This window comes from Longicatena caecimuris, from assembly GCF_018406465.1.
Lineage (GTDB): Bacteria > Bacillota_I > Bacilli_A > Erysipelotrichales > Erysipelotrichaceae > Longicatena > Longicatena caecimuris.
In genome coordinates, this window is the sequence record NZ_AP024510.1 from 886,909 (window position 1) to 905,773 (window position 18,865).

Below are 18,865 nucleotides of genomic sequence, written 5' to 3' on the forward strand. Positions count from 1 at the left end.
TTTTTTCTTTAGATTGACGAAAAAAGCAATTAAATTAGTTTTAGAAAACAAAAACATTATCATTTAGCAATAAAATCTCTACTATTCACATTTAATTAGCGTTATAATATATAAGAATATGGAAAGATGGGGGTATGAGTTGTGGATATTGTTAGGACAAGTTTTTTGAATTACTGATTGGTAAAGGATTAAAAAATGGAGTTTGCAAAAAAGATAGGAATTAGTGCAAATAATATGGCTAAAATATCTAGAAAACGAATATGTGCCTATGAAGGTGTTAATCAAAATATGTAGGTCATTATAATGCTTAATAGATGATAGATTTTCTTCCTGAAAATTAATTAGGAGATTTTAATATGGATAATAAAGATTTATTGTTAGTTCTTATTGGTGTTTTAATGTTATTAGTGGCAATTAAGAAATTGTTTTCATCAATTACTCAAGTATCTTAAGACATTAACCCTAATGCTAATGAAGAATTAAGTTATGACTTAAGATATAAGCAGATTTATTACATTATTAGTTTCCAAAGGGAGGTCAAAAAGTGGAAAAGATTGTAACTAAACCAATGAAAATTGATTTTCATATCCATTCATATTTTTCTAAGTTCAAAGATGAATTCTCGTTAGTAGAGAAGGGTACAAAAGAAAATTTGAGTATTTTATTAAATAAACTTGAACACAATCATATTAATATGTGTGCTATTACAGATCATGATTATTTTTCATATGAATTATATGAAAAGTTAAAATCTTACGAATCAAAAGCTGGAGAATTAGAAAAAGTATTTCCTGGTGTAGAATTTTCTGTAGGATTTAAAGCAGATGATAACAGTATGAAGCCAGTTCATATAATTTGTATTTTTGATGATGACAATAATGAAGAAAAAGTACAACATATTCAAGATCATATACCATTTAAAGATAATAAAGTACAATACGATGTAGAAAATGAAAAATTCTTTAGTGAAGAAAAATTTATCAGTATATTAAGAGATATTGATTTAAATGTTGTTATGATTGCGCACCAAAAGCAAAGTATTAGTAGCGGGTCAGCTAGCAAAAGTAAGAATGATGTTTCATCATTAGGTGCTGTTAAATTTAATGAGTTAATTGGTTGTGAATATTTTGAATCATTTGAATTCAAAAGTATGAAAAATGGATTGTTTAACAACAATTATGCATTACAAAAAAATAAAAATTATGATCAGATAAGATTTATTACTGGATCTGATTGCCATAATTGGGAATTTTATCCTAAGCATGATCCAAAAGAAGATGATGAAATAGGTTTTGAATTTACTTACTTAAAATGTTTACCATGCTTTAGGGGACTAGCTATGGCATTTAGTGATACTAGAAGGATTTCTACTACTAATAATATTTTTGGAAATCGTCAAAAAATGATAGATAATATATCAATGTCACTAAATGGTCAAAACTATAATATCCCTTTATCTCCAGGAATAAATGTAATTATTGGTGATAATTCTATTGGAAAATCTTTATTATTACATAAAATGACTAATTATAAAAATTTATTAATGGATAATAAAACAAAAATCCAAGAAGGTTATGAAAAGTATCTAGAAAAAAATAATATAGGCATTAATACAAAAATAGATATAAATAATATCCATACTTTTGATTATCAAGGATCTATTAGAGACAAATTTGCAAAAGATAATCAAGATAATAGTGACTTTTTAGAAAATAAATTTCCTGCTGATATTGATGCAGGTCCATATAAAATGAAAATTAATTCAGAATTTGAAAAACTATATTCCTGTATAGAATTCAAATTTGCTTATGATGAGATTTATAAGACACTAAATTCTTTGAAAATGATAGATGAAGAAGTTGTTTCAAAAAATTTAACTGCTAGAATCATTAGACCCAATCAAGAAATGATAAAAAGAACTAAGAAACTAATGAATTATTATAAAGGTATTATAGCTAAAATTGATGCAGATTATCATTTGATTTTAGAAAATGAAGAAAAAATTATTATTGATAGCTTTAGAAAACAACTGCTAGAATTTGAATCAAAATATGAGAAATTAATGAAAGAAGAAGAGTTTATTTACACAATAAAGGTAAACATCGATAACGGAATAAAAAAATTTAATGATGAAGTCAAAGGATGGAAAACCAACTTAGAATTTACAAAAAACCAATTTGATGTTGTAGATTCAAATAATATTGCTAATGTTATTACAGAGCTAGTTAAACTAAAAAAAGAAATCAAAAGTTTTAAGTTTGATGTACCAGAAGAAATATTAGAACCAGAAAAATTAAATTTTGGAGAATATATGTTTATCAAAAAATTTAAAAACTGTGTAGCAATTAATAACAAATATTTACAAGGGGTATTAGAGAGGGTGTTAAAAAACAAAGCAAAAATAGATACCTCTACTATAACTAAGGATGAATTAAAGAATATTATTTTGAATTTTGGAGATGCTAATGGTTCTGCTTTAGATGTATTAAAAGAAAAGATAGGGCTTATTATTGAAGATGATTTAAAATCAATTCCATCAATAACAATTAATGGTAAAGATGTCTACAGTAAACTATCGAGTGGTATGAATTCATCAATATATTTTGATATATTATCCACAGATCAAAAAGAAGGAGTATATATAGTTGATCAACCTGAGGATGATATATCTCAAAGTGGAATAAAATCAAATGTTCTTAATAATTTTAAGACAATGTCTAATAATAGACAAATAATCATGATTACCCATAATCCTCAGTTTGTTGTTAATCTTGATGTAGATAATGTAATTTGTCTAACAAAAGATTCTGAGGAAAAGCTATGTATAAAACATGGAGCTTTGGAATATGTAAATAAAGATGACAATACTGATATATTGGATACAGTAGCAAAGAATCTAGACGGAGGAATTGATTCAATAAAGAAAAGGTGGAAAAGATATGAAAAAACAGTTAGTATTAACTAAAAAAAATGATGATTATATTTTAAGTATGAAAGACGATGTTAATAGAAATATCAACATAGTTAATAAAGTAGTGAACGGTGAAGATCTCTATAATGTATTTTACGAAAATATAACAGAGGAAAACGAATACATATTAAAAACTACATTATCAGATCGAAAAGATATAATCATCTTTAATCAATTATGTGCGTTGTTTAATAAAATTGATACAGAAGTAAACCATAATTGTTTTAATGCGGAAACACAAGGAGAATAAACGATGGAAAAAATAAATAGTGAAAGTTTAGATTTAACAAAGTTAAACATTGAAAAATTAAAAGAACTATTCCCAAATGCTGTTACTGAAGGAAAGATTGATTTTGATGTATTGAGAACAGTCTTAGGTGATGAAGTAGATGATAGCAAAGAAAAATATCAATTTACTTGGAAAGGCAAAAGTGCTGCTATTAAATTAGCACAAACTCCTTCATCAGTTACACTTCGTCCAGATAAATATACATCAAAAGATTGGGATACTACCGAAAATCTTTATATCGAAGGTGATAACCTTGAAGTATTAAAACAACTGCAAAAAACTTACTATGGAAAAATCAAAATGATTTACATTGATCCACCCTATAATACAGGAAATGATTTTGTATATAAAGATGATTTCAAAAATAGTTTACAAAATTATAAAGAACAAACTAAACAAAGTATGAAATCTAATCCTGAAACAAATGGACGTTATCATACAGTTTGGTTAAATATGATGTATCCTAGACTTCTACTAGCAAAGAATTTATTAACTGATGATGGTGTTATTTTTCTTAGTATTGATGATAACGAACAAGAAAATCTAAAAAAGATATGTAATGAGATATTTGGAGACACTAATTTTATAGGATGCTTATCGGTTGAAAATAACCCTAAAGGAAGAAAAAATTCAAAGTTTATATCTGTTAGTTCAGAATATTGTCTATGCTACGCAAAAAATATAAGATATTCTTATTTTGTAGAAAATGTTCCAAAAAAAGCTTCTGACATGATACTAGATGAAAATGGTAGATATGTTCATAATAGCGGAAAAAGAGTTTTAGTAGGAGAAAATAGTTTTAATAATATTGTAGAAAATGTAAACTCTGATAAAAACTATGTAGTATATTATAATTCGGCAAAGCATGATATTGTTATAAAAAAAGAAAATATAGACAATTGTCAAAAAGAATTGCTTGATCATGGCTATGTAAGATATTTTTCTAGTAGAAAAGGTGTTTTAATTGAAAATACATATACAGATAAAAAATTTAGCGAATTATTTCAGGAAGACGCTCTTCAATTTGGTAGTGACAAGATTTATGAAAAGAATTATTCAGATACTATTAGGATAAAAAGCCAGTTGGTTAATAGAAAATATGAAGCTATTGTATGTGGTATAAAGAAAGATTATAGTATGGAACTTAGAACTACTAATGCAAATACATATTTAAAGCAATTGTTTAAACTGGATAACTATCCTTTTGAAGCTTCTAAAAGCATCGCTTTTTTAGAACTTTTAATAACTTTGTTTGATAGTAAAGATTTTATTGTTCTTGATTTTTTCTCAGGATCTTCATCTTTAGCAGATGCGGTAATTAGAATTAATCAAAAAGATAATGGTAATCGAAAATTCATTATGGTTCAATTGCCAGAGTTATGTGATGAAAAGTCTGAAGCATATAAAGCAGGATATAAAAATATCTGTGAAATTGGTAAAGAACGTATTCGTCGTGCTGGTGAACAAATTAAAGCAGATTGGGAAAAAGTGCATCCACAAGATACATTATTGTCTAGTGATGAAAAGTTCACTACTGATATTGGATTTAAAGTATTTAAATTAGATTCTACAAATATTCAACCTTGGGATAATGAGATTGAAATAGATGAAAAACAATTATATCTTTATAATGATGTATTTAAAGAAGGTAGGACTAAAGAAGATATTCTTTATGAAATCATGTTGAAGTATGGTATTTTTGATATGCGTGCTGGTGAAGTAGAAATAAATGGAAAAACAATGTATCGTGTTGGTAAACGTTATATGATTGTTTGTTTAGAAGATGAAATTACATTAGATGATGTTAAAGCTATTGCTGAATTATCACCTAGAACAGTAGTTTTCAAAGAAACTGGATTTAAAAACGATAATGATAAAATCAATGCTGAATATAATTTGGAAAAAGCTGGCGTTGAAGATATTAAGTGTATTTAAGGTGGTGTTGATAAATGAAGTTAAAATTTGTTAATCAACAGTATCAAACTGATGCAGTAAATTCTATTGTTAATATCTTTGAAGGCTGTGAAATAAAGAATTCATTATTTACAATAGATGTATCAAACGATAAAGGCTTTAATAAGGATTCTGGGTATACTGGAGAAGGAGTTAGTTATTTTACCGGTCATGCAAATAAAGTAAGTATTGATGATTTTACTATGCTTGAAAATGTACAGCATATTCAAGAAGAAAATGATATTCAAAGAACAAAATCATTAGAAAATAAAAATTTTACTATAGAAATGGAAACCGGAACTGGTAAAACTTATGTTTATACTAAAACTATCCTAGAATTAAATAAGAAATATGATTTTACCAAGTTCATTATAGTTGTTCCTAGTATTGCGATTAAAGAAGGTGTCTACTCTTCTTTAAAAGCTACAGAAGAACATTTCAAAGAAAAATATGATAATGTTGTTTATAACTATTTTGTTTATGATTCTAGTCATTTAGAACGTATTCGTGAATTTGCGACAAGTACAAATATTGAAATTATGATTATCAATATTGATGCATTTAGAAAAAGCTTTGTTGATACTGAAAAAGAGAATAAAGCAAATTTAATCCATCGTGAAAGTGATCGTTTAAGTGGGAATAAACCTATTGATCTAATTGCAAGCACAAATCCCATTGTAATTATTGATGAACCACAATCAGTAGATGGAACAAAGAAATCAAAAGATGCAATTTCTTCATTAAACCCATTATGTACTTTACGTTATTCTGCAACACATAAGGAGTTGTATAACTTAATGTATCGTTTAACTCCTGTAGATGCTTATCAAGAAAATTTAGTTAAACATATTGAGGTGGCTTCTATTACAAGTAATGAAGTCAGCGCAAAACCTTATGTAAAATTATTGAGTGTTAGTGATAAAGGTGGAACGTATTCTTGCCGCATAGAAATTTATGTAAACAATAAGAAAACGGGAGTGATTGATAAAAAGGCAGTTACAGCGAAAACAAAGGATGATTTATGGGAAACTTCTAATGAAGTTGATTACTATAAGGATTGTGGATATATTATTGATAATATAGATTGTTTCAAGGGTGAAGAATCAGTATCTTTCTCAAATGGAGAATATTTAAACATTGGTGAAACAATTGGTGATGTTGATGATAATGTAATCAAGCGTGCGCAAATTCGTCAAACAATAGAACTACATTTAAATAAAGAATTACACTACATAAAAAAAGGAATTAAGGTTTTAAGTTTGTTTTTTATTGATGAAGTTGCTAAATATCGTAACTACGATAGAAAAGATGAAAAAGGAGATTATGCTATCTGGTTTGAAGAAGAATATAATCGATTAATTCAACTTCCAAAATATCGTAAATTAAGAGAAAACTATGCTGATAAGATTTCATTAGAAGCTGATAAAGTGCATGATGGATATTTTTCTAAAGATGTAAAAGGTCGTATCAAAAATTCAATAGGAGCTGGTGTAAGTAAAGATGATGAGACAACATATCAATTGATTATGAAAAATAAGGAGCAATTGCTAAGCTTTGATGAACCTATTCGCTTTATATTCTCGCATTCAGCATTAAAAGAAGGTTGGGATAATCCAAATGTTTTCCAGGTGTGTACTTTAATAGAAACCAAGGATACTATGACTAAGCGACAAAAAGTTGGCCGTGGTCTTCGTATTTGTGTAAATCAAAATGGCGAACGTGTATTAGAAAATAAGTATAATGTTTTAAGTGTTGTCGCTAATGAATCTTATAAAGAATTTGCTTCTACACTACAAAAAGAATTAGAATCTGATAACTTTAAATTCGGTATAATTGAACCAATTAGTTTTACTGGAATTTGCATGAAACAGATTGATGGAACTACTTATGAATTAACACAAGAAGATTCTCAACAAATTTTTAACTATCTTGTAAAAAATGAATACATGACAAGTAAAGGTAAAATCAACGTTAAATATCATACTGAAAAGCATGAAGGAACTTTTAGTCTACCGGATAAATTTGAGAGTTATACAGCTAAAGTGATAAAACGTATTGATAATCTTACAAAAGAAATTGAAATTAAGGATGTGGCTAGAAAAGTACCAGTTAAAATTAATAAGGAAGTTCGACTATCTCCGGAATTTGAAACTTTATGGAATAAAATTAAACAAAAAACAGTTTATACTGTAAATATGGATATTGAGAAATTAAAAAAACAAGCAATTGAACAAATTCAAAATATGCCACATATCAAACCTGATAGAGTTGATAGTCAATTAACAAAAGTTGAAATTAATAAACAAGGGGTTAAAGATATAGGACACCAAGTTAGAGAGCTAGGTGCAGTTTATGAATTTGAAAAGCCTTCTTACCCTGATTTTATTCGTCGTTTACAAGATGCTACTCAACTATTAAGAAAAACCATTATTGAAATTATTGCAGAATCTGGGCGATTATCAGAATTCTATACTAATCCAGAACAGTTTATTAAACAAGTATCTAAAATCTTATTAATGGTTAAGAAGGAAAATCTAACTGATGGAATCAAATATCAAAAAAATGATGAATATTATGAACAAGATTTCATTTTTAATGATGAAGAATTATATGGATATTCAGATAGTAATGTATTAGACGTCAATTCAAATAAAAATATTTATGATCATGTTATTTATGATTCAATTGTAGAAAAAGACTTTGCAATCGAAGCAGAGAATGATGATGAGGTATTGTTATATGCAAAATTACCTAGTACATTTAAAATTGATACACCTATTGGGGCATATAATCCAGATTGGGCAATTGTATTAAATACTGGAACAGGAGAGAAGCTTTACTTTGTGGCTGAAACTAAGGGTACTGAGAACATTAATGATCTTAAAGGATCTGAAAAGAAAAAAATCTTATGTGGTAGAAAGCATTTTGAAGTGATTGATACAGATATTAAATATGAAGTTGTAAAAGAACTTAAAACACTGAAAGGATTAAGCTCTTGTGGATAAATAAAAGAAATACTGAAAATGTTTTTTGAAAAATATTTTAATACTTCTATAATATCAATTGTTTCAATGTTCATAATATATTTCTATACTCCAAGCGAAAGTGAGTTAATAAAAAAGTTCACAGTTGAGAGTGTAAAATAAACTGTGTAAGTTAAGAGCGTACGACTTAACGATACACAGTTTTTATATGCTTATGATACAATAAAAGAAAGTAGAGGAAATAACATATGGCAAGAATAAAAAGAGATCCAAAAACAGTAGCACTCGCGCAAGAAATCGCAAAACAATTTGATCCACAATCAGCAGAAGATGCAGATGAAGCACTCAAAGAACTTTTTGGTCCGATATTTGAATCGTTGCTCCAAGGTGAGATGAGTCATCATTTAGGATATGAGAATAATAATAAAGAATATAAACAAACGCAGAATCGTAGAAATGGATATGGTCAAAAAACTGTTCATACTACAAAGGGAGATATCACGATAGATACACCAAGAGACCGTGATGGCTCTTTTGAGCCACAGCTGATATCAAAACGACAAAGAGATGTTTCAGGAATAGAAGATAAAGTATTAGCGATGTATGCACGAGGAATGAGTCAACGTGATATATCAAAAACAATAGAAGATATCTATGGATTTTCAATTTCTCATGAAATGGTATCCGATATTACAGATGCCATATTACCAAAACTAGAAGAATGGCGAAATAGACCATTAAAGAAGTGCTATGCCTTCTTGTTCGTAGATTGTATGTATGTGACATTGCGTAGTGGCTATGAGGCGAAAGAATGCGCTGTATACACGATATTAGGCTACGATTTGAATGGGCATAAAGATATCCTTGGATTATGGCTTAGTGAAAGCGAGAGTAAGAATTATTGGATGCAGATATTTGATGAATTGAAAGCACGAGGGATAGAAGATGTTTTCTTTATGTCGATGGATGGAGTTAGTGGACTGGAAGAAGGAGCCAAAGCAATATTTCCTAAGATCATTGTTCAAAGATGTATCGTACATCTGATCCGCAATTCCATTAAATACGTCCCTAGTAAGGATTATAAAAAGTTCACACAAGAATTAAAGAAAGTATATGGGGCACCAAATTTAAAAGCGGCAGCGGCAGCCTTTGAATCTTTTTGTCGAACATGGGAACAGTATCCTGGAGCTATTGAAGTATGGAAAAGGAATTTCAAATTTGTAGAACAATTATATGATTATGGAAGTGATGTACGACGTATTATGTATACCACTAACGCGATAGAGTCGATCAATTCAAGTTTTCGCAAAGTAACGAAAAAAGGCGCCTTTCCAAATGAAAACGCCTTATTCAAATTATTATACTTACGCTGTACAGAGCTAGAAAAGAAATGGAATAACGGAACCATTCACGATTGGTCAAAAGTGTTGAATCAACTTATGGTTAATGAAATTTTTACATCTCGTATTGAAAAATATCTTAAATAGATGTCTTAATCAATTTTACTTACACACTTTTCTTGACAAACCCTTTTTTGAAAAATATTTTAATACTTCTATAATATCAATTGTTTCAATGTTCATAATATATTTCTATACTCCAAGCGAAAGTGAGTTAATAAAAAAGTTCACAGTTACAGGCTACTTAATATTTATCTTTTGTTCTTGCTTATATAATTTCTTGATTCTTTCCTCTTCTTTTTTGCGAGAATTAACACAATCAAGTATGCTTTTACTTAAATTTTTGATTATAGGTAATATTACGATATGGAAAAATCATGTAAATCTATTTGGCAATATGTAGATAAAATCTCATACAATGATTACCATTACCTTGTTCAATTTATTAATACTGATAACCAGCCAATCCGATTAATAAGTGTTCCATTTGATTCTACTTTATTTCATTCAGATAGGTATACAAAACTGAAGTTACGCCACAGCAAGACTATATAGAAAATTTTTTAAATAGTTCCGAAATCAGAGCTAATGTTCAAGGGTTACCGATGTTTACTAGATTATCTCCTGAATATGAATTTATTCTCAAAGAAGATATTTTCAATATCTTGAAATACTCAATGAAAGAATATGGAAAAATCAGTCATTCTGAACGGTCTATATAGAATTTAAGTATATTTTGTGTGTAATAAATTTGATATCAGTAGCACATTAAATAAATTTAATATTTATGATCGCAATGAAGAATTTGAATAGTGTGTTTTAAAAAATCGCCTTTAGATAGGGGGAATGTGAAGAATCATGTGTAAGTAATAATCGACAGAATTAGATATGTAAATGACGAATCATCTTAATTATCATGGTAATCTGAAATAGTGTGGGGGTATACAAAATTTGGGGTATAAAATACCATGGGGGAAAAAGCACCCCATAAATAGTAAAGAAAGGGGCTCTAAAATAACGTGGGGTTTCAAAAAAGAAGTAATAAGATTCAGAAATTAACAAATTACTTCTTTTTTTATATGTCAATCATTGTATGCATGATAGTTATTTTTTATAGGTACCTCGTTTCTTTCCTTCATTCTGATTGAAAGCTGAGCATCAGAGAGGCAAGACAATGCATCTTTGTTCATGCAGTGCATACAACGGTTACGGAAGTGTGCGAAATTCACATATCCATTACCTGTTTTCTTGATCAGTTTTACAATAGAGTTACGAGATTTCATGATGCCATTCGACAGCCGTCTTCCATCTACGAGAATAAAAGAATTGATGATTTCTTCTTTCCAGTTATTCAACATTTTATAGATTACTACTATTTCAGCATATGAGATTTTCGTATCAATGATATCATCTCATTGAAATCTTTTTCTGCATTACTGAAATCGCTGTATGTATTGAAGAGAAGGTATCTATCTGATAGGCTTCCTTTAATTCTGGGGATATAGCCAATATGCGGTCAAGCAGCTGCGGATAATTGATATATTGATTTAACCATTTATTGAACCTGCGCTTACCTTCTCGTACTTCTTTTTCAAGAAGAAGCCAGTTGAAATTCTTCAGCAGATAATATTCTACAGTGTTTGACTTATATCCTTTCATAATACGGACCCTGATTGCATTCAGGGAATCATTAATATTTTTAATAACATGGAAAGAGTCTACAGCAATTTTGGCTTTAGGAAAACGGAAATGAACAACATCTCTATATGGCTGATACATATCCATAATGAAGTATTGGACATTTGATCTTTCACCTACAGAAATACTTTCAAAGTAATTGAGAAGAGAATACTTTTTTCTCTCAGGAAGCATATCAATCAGCTGATGAGATTTGAAATCAAGAAGAAGACAGACATATTTACTATGATTATCCTTCAAAGCATAGACTTCATCGATACATAAGATTTTAGGAAAAGTTCTACGCTTTATGCGAACATAAAGATCGAAAATTTCCTGTGCCTTAGTTGGAAAAATATAATTATGCCGTGCAATGCTGGAGAAAGTAGAATTTGACTCTTTCAGCTCATTCAGCACATTAAGAACAGTAAGGCTGCTTATAGTATGCCTGGAAGGCAAGAAGGGATTTGATTCAAAAAAAGTTTTGCCACATATAGCGCACGCAAAGCGTCTGGCACGATAGCGTATCAGACAAGAACGGCTGTTCAGTGCAGAATGGGTAATAGATTTAGTTTTATAGTCTTTAACATGTGTAGAAGAAGAACCACAAGAAGGACAGCTAAACTTTTTAGATACGAGAGTAATGTCGATAATCAAAGAACCGTTTTCACTTCAAGAAGAGGAAGAGAATAAAACATTGTAGGTTTGTCAATGATGTATCACACAATGAGCGTATTGGTAAGAAACCCTGAATAGGTGATAAATAACCAAGAGGTCTAGTAGGTCTGTTATTTGATTTATTAAGGTATTTCTCAATTTGAGATGAAGCATCTTCTAATGAATAAAATGCTGCTTTATCATAAAATCTTTTTTGATCTTCTCTATGGCTTCTTTCTACCTTTCCATTATGTCTAGGTGTTGCCGGCCGTATTGGATGATAGACTATTTCGTTTTATAGCAAGGTTTCTTCGAATAACGTCTTCTTCTCGCTCACAAGACGATTGGTAAATTCAAATCCATTATCTGTTTGGATACATTGAATCTTAAATGGAAAGAACTTGATACATTCCATAAGGAATTTTGTAGAAGAATAAGTGGAATGTTCTTCAAAGAAAGCAAGATAACGAAGTCTGGAAGCTTCATCAATCACAGTGTACTGATAAAGTTTTGTACCTTTCAAATCTCCAACAAGACAGCAGGTAGGAACATACTTCACATCAATTTGTATCTTAGTACTGGGAACGGTAGGCGTATCATATGGCTTGTTTATACGTTTCTTATGCGCTTTTTTAACGGGGGACATAGAGGGCGCGCGCATAACACGGTAAAGGGAGGAAACGCTCCTGGAATAGTTGTAAAGTACTTTCAAACGTAACCAAAAGTCAATCAAGCCCATATCAGGATTTCTTCTTCTAATATCCTTGATCCATTTGATTTCAGTATCCGTGTGCTGATTAGGATGATGATGGGGTCTATGAGAATGGTCTGCAAGAGAATGGATATCGCCATTGAAACGATAAACCCAGAAATAAATAAATTGACGTGTAACTTTATAGCGGATAGCCGTTTTAGTAGCACTGATACGATTATAAAATTTAACAATGGATAGACGAAAACGCATATCTTGAGTTATACTATTCATGCAAGAGATCTCCTTTCTGATGGTGTGGTAACTTAAGTATAGCGAGTCTCTTGCTTTTTGTTAACCTATTCTGTAACACATCTATTGTAAACCAACACGAGAAGAGGAAGAGTAAAACATCTTCTTGAGGAATATTCAATAAATCTGTTATAATATCCATAGTGGAAAACCCCTTTCGTTAAGAATAATGTTTTACAACGATATTCTACAACAAAAGTTTTTTTTGTGAAATGAACAAAAGAACCCATCCCACAATAATTTAAAGGTAAGCTCTTTGTAAACCTAATTTAGAGGCAGGTTTTATCCCCACGATAATTTAAATATCCAAGATTTCTATCTTTTTTTATCCTTACCAAAGATATATTATAAATGATAAAAACATAAAATCCCATGAAATGTATAGAAAAAACTGAAGCACCACATGTTTTTGCGGTGGACTTCAGTTTCCCATGTTTTTTTAGATACTCATTTAAACTTATCGTGGTTTAAAGAAAATGCTCTTTAAACTTTAGAGTGGATAAGTGAAGTAAAAAGACAATCAAAAGGGATGAAAATCACCTTAGAGATTGTCTTTTTATAATAGCCGAAATCAAACGCCAATTTAGTTATGATTTTTTATATGGACTACGTTTTTTCACTATGCATTTATCAGTGCATAGAGAATCAGAGATACTGGAAAAAACTTTTCTATTCAATGCGGAAATACAACGTTTTCTAAATCGTTTGAAATTAGATATTCCTTTAGATATCTGAATATATGACTTGAATTTTCCATTTATGTAAAAGTAAAATGATATTGATCTATAGTGAAAATATATAAATTAAAAAATAGTACATATTGTCTTTATTCTAAAAATGTGATACAGTCTAAGTATACATATAGAGGGGATACTTATGAACTGGAAGGATAGTTTAGTTAAAGGCATTGAGCTAAATAATGTTAAAAAGATAAGAAAACAAGAATATTATTACAAATCTTTAAATAAGAATCTTGTTGAAGGTTATTTGAAAGAAAATTGGGAAATAGATAAAGAATTCAAATATAAGACTAGGATGAAAAAGATTAAGGCATTTGATGAAATTTTTGAGAATGATGTTTGGATGTTGTTTTATAATCTGGGCTTCAAAATGATGAATAAAGACCGATCATTTAGTATACCTTATAACAAAGAAGAAAATTTAACTCAGCAAATAGATGTTTTTGCAGCCGATGACGAGACTGTAATATTAATTGAATGCAAAGCAACAGAAATTATAAATAAAAAACAAGATTTTAAAACTGAAATTGAGGCTTTAAAAGGAAAAAGCGAAGGAATGATTACAGCAATTAGGAAACAATTTCCAGAGCATAAGATCAAAATTATATTTTCCACAAAAAATTATAATGTTAGTCAGCGCGATCGGGTTAGAATGGAAGAATTTGATATCTCTTATTTTGATGAAGATAAAATTTCATATTATAAAGCATTAACTGAACATTTAGGAAATGCTGCAAGATATCAGCTTTTGGGCAATTTATTTGCTAATAAAAGGATACAGGGATTACATAACGTAGTGCCCGCTATTTCTGGTAAAATGGGTGGATATAATTATTATTCATTTTCAATAGAGCCAGAAACTCTTCTTAAACTAGGATATGTATTACATCGAACTGATTCTAATAAAGATTCTATGCCTACGTATCAAAGACTTATCAAAAAACAGCGGCTTAAGAGTATACAGGAATTTATTGAGAATGGTGGCTATTTTCCTAATTCTATAATAGTAAGTATTGAGACTGGTAAAAAAGGTTTGAAATTTGAAAAAGTTAAAAGTAATGTAGATAATACATCCTTATCTAAATTAGGTTTTTTGCATTTACCACAAGCCTATAAAAGTATTTATATAATAGATGGACAGCATAGATTATATGGCTATTCAAACACAAAATATAAAGAGACTAACACCATTCCTGTGGTTGCTTTTGAGAATTTAGAGCAAGAAGAGCAAATAAAAATATTTATGGACATTAATGAAAATCAAAAAGCTGTTCCGAAAAATTTAAGAAATACACTAGATGAAGATCTTAAATACGAATCAAAAGATCCAAAAGAAATGCGAGAAGGTTTAGCATTAAAAATATCAAGAGAGTTAGGAGAAAATAGAAATTCACCACTTTATAATAGAGTTGTTGTAGGTGAAAATACTATTACGCCTGAACGGTGTATTACATTAGAAACATTAAGCAAAGCGATTAAAGAAAGTGATTTCTTATCGAAGTATAAAAACAACAATTTAATATCTTATGGAAAATTTGATCAATCGAATAATGACAAAACTTACGAAAGATTATATCCATTTATCGTTGATTGTCTTACCTATATGCAAAAGGAAATAGGAGAAGATGAATGGAATAAAACAAATGATGACAAGAGTGCTTTTGTAAAAAATAATGTTATATCTGGTTTTATAAGAGTTTTAAATTCATTAATTATATATCTAACTGATAAAAATAAAATAAATCCATTGTCAGACAATCCTAAAAAAATATATTATGAAATAAAAAACTATTTAAAAATAATAGTAGAGTACTGGCTAAACGCGTCTGAACAAGACAAAATAGAGTTAAGCAGTTCATATGGCGCTGGTGGTCCAATTAAAATGTGTAGAACTTTTGAAAGAGAAATTAATAAACACTATGGTTCATTCAATCCGGATGGTCTTGAAAAATATTGGGGTGATAGAAATAAAGAAAATACCAAAGAGGCTCTACTACTTATAGATTCTATTTTACATGATTTGAAAAGAGATGTTAAAAATAGATTAGATGTCTCATTTGGCGAAGATAATATTGAGGCTTATGCTCCTAAAGAGGTAGTATTAAATTTGACCAATAAGGTTACAAATTATAATTATAATAAACCTAAAAGTCAATATAGAGGGGTTTGGGATTTTATCAACTTTAAGGATTTACAGGCTATTTTAATATATGGCACAAATTGGACTGAAGTTTTTGATAAAAAATTTATATTCCCAATAGATAAAAAGGGAAACAAAAAGGAAACTACTCAATGGCTAATTGATTTACACATTATCTCTAATAAAATTGAACATTCATCAACAATCACTCTTGAGAAATTCGAATTTGTAAAAAGTGTTTATATTTGGCTAAAAAATCTTTTAAAAGAAACTAATAAAGTTTATTCTTAAAGTTTATGAAGGATGGGATATATTGTGTTAGATAAAGTATATGGCAGTCCTCTAAGATGGGCTGGATCTAAAAAAAAATTATTAAACGAGATGCTTGTAATGTTTGATCAAGATAAAAAAATTTATGTAGAACCCTTTCTTGGTTCTGGAATCGTGCTAATTAACACTTTAATTTATAATTTATATGACGAATATTATGTTAATGATGTTAATGAAAACATTGTGAATTTTTTTCTTGATTTAAAAAGTAATTTTGATAAATTATGCAATAAAATTGAACACATGGTTTTTGATTATAATAAATTATTAAGCAATGAATCTAAAGCATTATTCTTTTATGATAAGAGAAAGCAATTTAATGAAAATAGAATATCGCCTATAACAAGAAGTGCTATATTTTGGTTTCTAATGAAGACAGGATATAATGGAGTTTATAGAATAAATTCACATAAAAAATTTAATGTACCATTTGGAAAAAAATATAAATTATATTTTGATAAAGAATTTTTCCTTAAATTATCAATGGAGATCCAAAAAGTTAATTTTTATTGTGAGGATTATCAAAAATTTTTATTAGATATAAAACAAGCTAAAGATATTGATCAATGCTTTATCTATTGTGATCCACCATATATACCTGAAACTAAATCTACAAAAAATCAGATATTATATACTGCCGAAAGATTTGAACATAAAAATTTTCTTTGCTTTCTAGAAAAAAATTTTCTCAAGGAATGCTCCGTTATGGTATCAATGTCAAAGTCTAAAAACTCTACTGAATTATATAAAAATTATTTTAAATATTGTTTGAAGGTCAATGATATAATAAGAAAAGTTAACCCTAATAAAAATTTAAATTCTGTTGAAGAAGGATATTTAAATTATGTATATAAGGATATGCAGCAAGATTCTTAAGTTGAATTTTTCAAATACTATTTAATCTATCAAAAAATAATTATTCTTTATACTTTCATTAGTTAAATAAATAACTTAATATGTATATCTAATTTGATGTAAAAACAGTATAATCTCTTAAAATATCATAACTATTTTGTTATTTATAAGTCGCTTCCAAGTCCGCAAGGCAACCAAATCGCTTATCCTAGATTTTCTGCTTTTCATAAAGAACTAAAAATGTGGAAAATCAACCTACTGTGAAAGTAAATTGAGATATTCTAGAAGATATGTCACCTGATGAAATAGATTTGGATGATATCATTTTCTCTGAGGAGGAATATCACAAGGTATACAATGATCCCTTCAATTGGTCGAATATGAAACAAGTCAATGCGCTGCGTGAGAATATATGTTTATTTATCGGATGTTCATTGTCTGATCCTAATATGCGAAGATTATTGGATATCGTCCATAGTAAATCAGCTACCAGACATTTTGCCATCATGAAAAAAGAAAATATTCAGTTACCACCTTCAATTGAAAAAGGTCAAAGATCGTATCAGTTATATGAGAATTTTCATTTACATAATCGGAATGATTATTTCAATAGTTTGGGAATTAACGTTATTTGGGTGGATGATTTTGATGAAATACCAGAAGTTTTGCGTAACATAAAAAATCATTATGAAAGATAACATGCGATATCAGAAAAGAGAATACACAGAATCCTGTAAAAATTATATTTGGTTTTGTTAGCATTAAACTTTTCATTATCCTCCTGTATCATCTTTCTTTACTTATTGCATCATATCCTTCCATCTTCATTCGCATATGTCGAAACTATAGCAATTCTGTCAATAAAAAGATAGCAAAATGGCAAATTCGGCAGATAACTGGAAAGATTGGCATAAGGGAAAATGAAAGAATTTTCAACATGTAAAAAAAGACAAAAACCTTAATGAAATCGCTTGCAAAAAACATAAAATCGTATACAATATAACTATACTAGAAGTGAAGGAAGGAGCGTGAGTCACATGGTTAGAGAACAAGGTGTAGACAAAGCGCTCAAGGACGTACCTGTAGCAAGCAGGTATGTTTCAACATGGCATAAAATGGATGTAAAGTAATCGTGCTTTATGTCCGTTTTTTTATTCACTTACGATTCCATAGAATAAAAGGAGGAACTTAAAATGGATCAGAAATTCAACAAAGCATTTTGGGATGCATGTGCAAACGGTGACTTCGCAACCGTATGTGCAGAAATTAAAAAAGGTGCAGACATCAACTATCAAAACGGTGATGGCAGAACTGCACTGATGCGTGCATCAAAACGTGATTATAAGGACATTGTCCGTGTGCTGCTAGACAATGGCGCTGATGTAAACCTAGAAGATAATAAAGGAAAAACCGCCATTATGGGCGCATCGAAAAAAGGAAATAAAACCATTTGTAAGAAACTGATCGAAGCAGGAGCTGATGTAAACAAAGCCGATGATCGTGGCAGAACTGCTCTCATGCGCGCAGCTTTTCTAGGTCATGATCGCTGTGTGGAAGTATTATTAGATGCTGGCGCTAATATCAATGCCCAGGATGAAGTAGGAAGAACAGCATTGATGGAAGCATGCGTTGCCTTCAAAAAAGAAGTAATTCGCTTATTAGTTACCAGAGGTGCTGATGTTAATTTATGTGACAATAATGGTTGTACAGCACTGATGCGTGCTGCATATGGTGGCTATGTCAGCCTGGTAGAAGACTTATTAGCAAACGGTGCGGATAAAGATTTAATCGACAAAGAAGGCCATAAAGCTGTTCACTATGTTCGTGAAGACTGCTTAGCTCAGCTTAAGCCGATCCTGAAGTAGG

11 protein-coding genes and 1 pseudogene are annotated in these 18,865 nt (G+C 29.5%); 9 read left to right on the forward strand and 3 right to left on the reverse strand.

The window, feature by feature from the left end; genetic code table 11:
- Positions 1 to 544: 544 nt before the first annotated feature.
- The 5 genes from KJS44_RS04200 to KJS44_RS04220 all read left to right on the forward strand — a co-directional run bounded on the left by KJS44_RS04200 (position 545) and on the right by KJS44_RS04220 (position 9,684).
- On the forward strand, positions 545 to 2,965 hold the full coding sequence (locus tag KJS44_RS04200) for a hypothetical protein (RefSeq protein WP_008689402.1): 2,421 nt from the start codon (positions 545 to 547) through the stop codon (positions 2,963 to 2,965).
- Positions 2,940 to 3,221 carry a hypothetical protein gene (locus tag KJS44_RS04205; protein ID WP_008689399.1) on the forward strand — a complete coding sequence of 94 codons (282 nt, stop codon included), beginning with the start codon at positions 2,940 to 2,942 and terminating at the stop codon, positions 3,219 to 3,221. The genes KJS44_RS04200 and KJS44_RS04205 overlap by 26 nt, the downstream gene beginning before the upstream one ends.
- A 3-nt stretch (positions 3,222 to 3,224) precedes the next feature.
- Positions 3,225 to 5,195: a site-specific DNA-methyltransferase gene (locus tag KJS44_RS04210; RefSeq protein ID WP_008689397.1), complete on the forward strand. Its 1,971-nt coding sequence runs from the start codon at positions 3,225 to 3,227 to the stop codon at positions 5,193 to 5,195.
- Between the two features lie 14 nt (positions 5,196 to 5,209).
- Complete coding sequence (locus tag KJS44_RS04215; protein WP_008689396.1) at positions 5,210 to 8,218, forward strand: restriction endonuclease; 3,009 nt, start codon at positions 5,210 to 5,212, stop codon at positions 8,216 to 8,218.
- Positions 8,219 to 8,445: 227 nt separating this feature from the next.
- A complete protein-coding gene (locus KJS44_RS04220; RefSeq protein ID WP_008690391.1) occupies positions 8,446 to 9,684 on the forward strand; it encodes an IS256 family transposase in 1,239 nt (412 codons plus the stop codon).
- A gap of 1,017 nt (positions 9,685 to 10,701) precedes the next feature.
- On the opposite strand, the pseudogene KJS44_RS04225 reads toward KJS44_RS04220, so the two are convergent.
- The 3 genes and pseudogenes from KJS44_RS04225 to KJS44_RS04235 all read right to left on the reverse strand — a co-directional run.
- A pseudogene (locus KJS44_RS04225) lies at positions 10,702 to 11,946 on the reverse strand (ISL3 family transposase); the annotation flags it as partial.
- Positions 11,942 to 12,220 (reverse strand): integrase core domain-containing protein, encoded by a 279-nt coding sequence (locus KJS44_RS14715; RefSeq protein ID WP_081484678.1) that lies wholly within the window; start codon positions 12,218 to 12,220, stop codon positions 11,942 to 11,944. The pseudogene KJS44_RS04225 and the gene KJS44_RS14715, both read right to left, overlap by 5 nt.
- A gap of 6 nt (positions 12,221 to 12,226) precedes the next feature.
- Positions 12,227 to 12,916, reverse strand: a complete 690-nt coding sequence (locus KJS44_RS04235; protein WP_008689394.1) for a DDE-type integrase/transposase/recombinase — start codon at positions 12,914 to 12,916, stop codon at positions 12,227 to 12,229.
- An 894-nt stretch (positions 12,917 to 13,810) separates the two neighbouring features.
- Here KJS44_RS04235 and KJS44_RS04240 point away from each other — a divergent pair.
- From KJS44_RS04240 to KJS44_RS04255, 4 genes are all read left to right on the forward strand, one after another.
- On the forward strand, positions 13,811 to 16,105 hold the full coding sequence (locus tag KJS44_RS04240; protein WP_008689393.1) for a DGQHR domain-containing protein: 2,295 nt from the start codon (positions 13,811 to 13,813) through the stop codon (positions 16,103 to 16,105).
- A gap of 24 nt (positions 16,106 to 16,129) precedes the next feature.
- Complete coding sequence (locus KJS44_RS04245) at positions 16,130 to 17,020, forward strand: DNA adenine methylase (protein ID WP_213540209.1); 891 nt, start codon at positions 16,130 to 16,132, stop codon at positions 17,018 to 17,020.
- A 269-nt stretch (positions 17,021 to 17,289) separates the two neighbouring features.
- Positions 17,290 to 17,697: an SIR2 family protein gene (locus KJS44_RS04250; RefSeq protein WP_008689391.1), complete on the forward strand. Its 408-nt coding sequence runs from the start codon at positions 17,290 to 17,292 to the stop codon at positions 17,695 to 17,697.
- 495 nt (positions 17,698 to 18,192) lie between these two features.
- A complete protein-coding gene (locus KJS44_RS04255) occupies positions 18,193 to 18,864 on the forward strand; it encodes an ankyrin repeat domain-containing protein (protein WP_008689388.1) in 672 nt (223 codons plus the stop codon).
- Position 18,865: the final 1 nt, after the last annotated feature.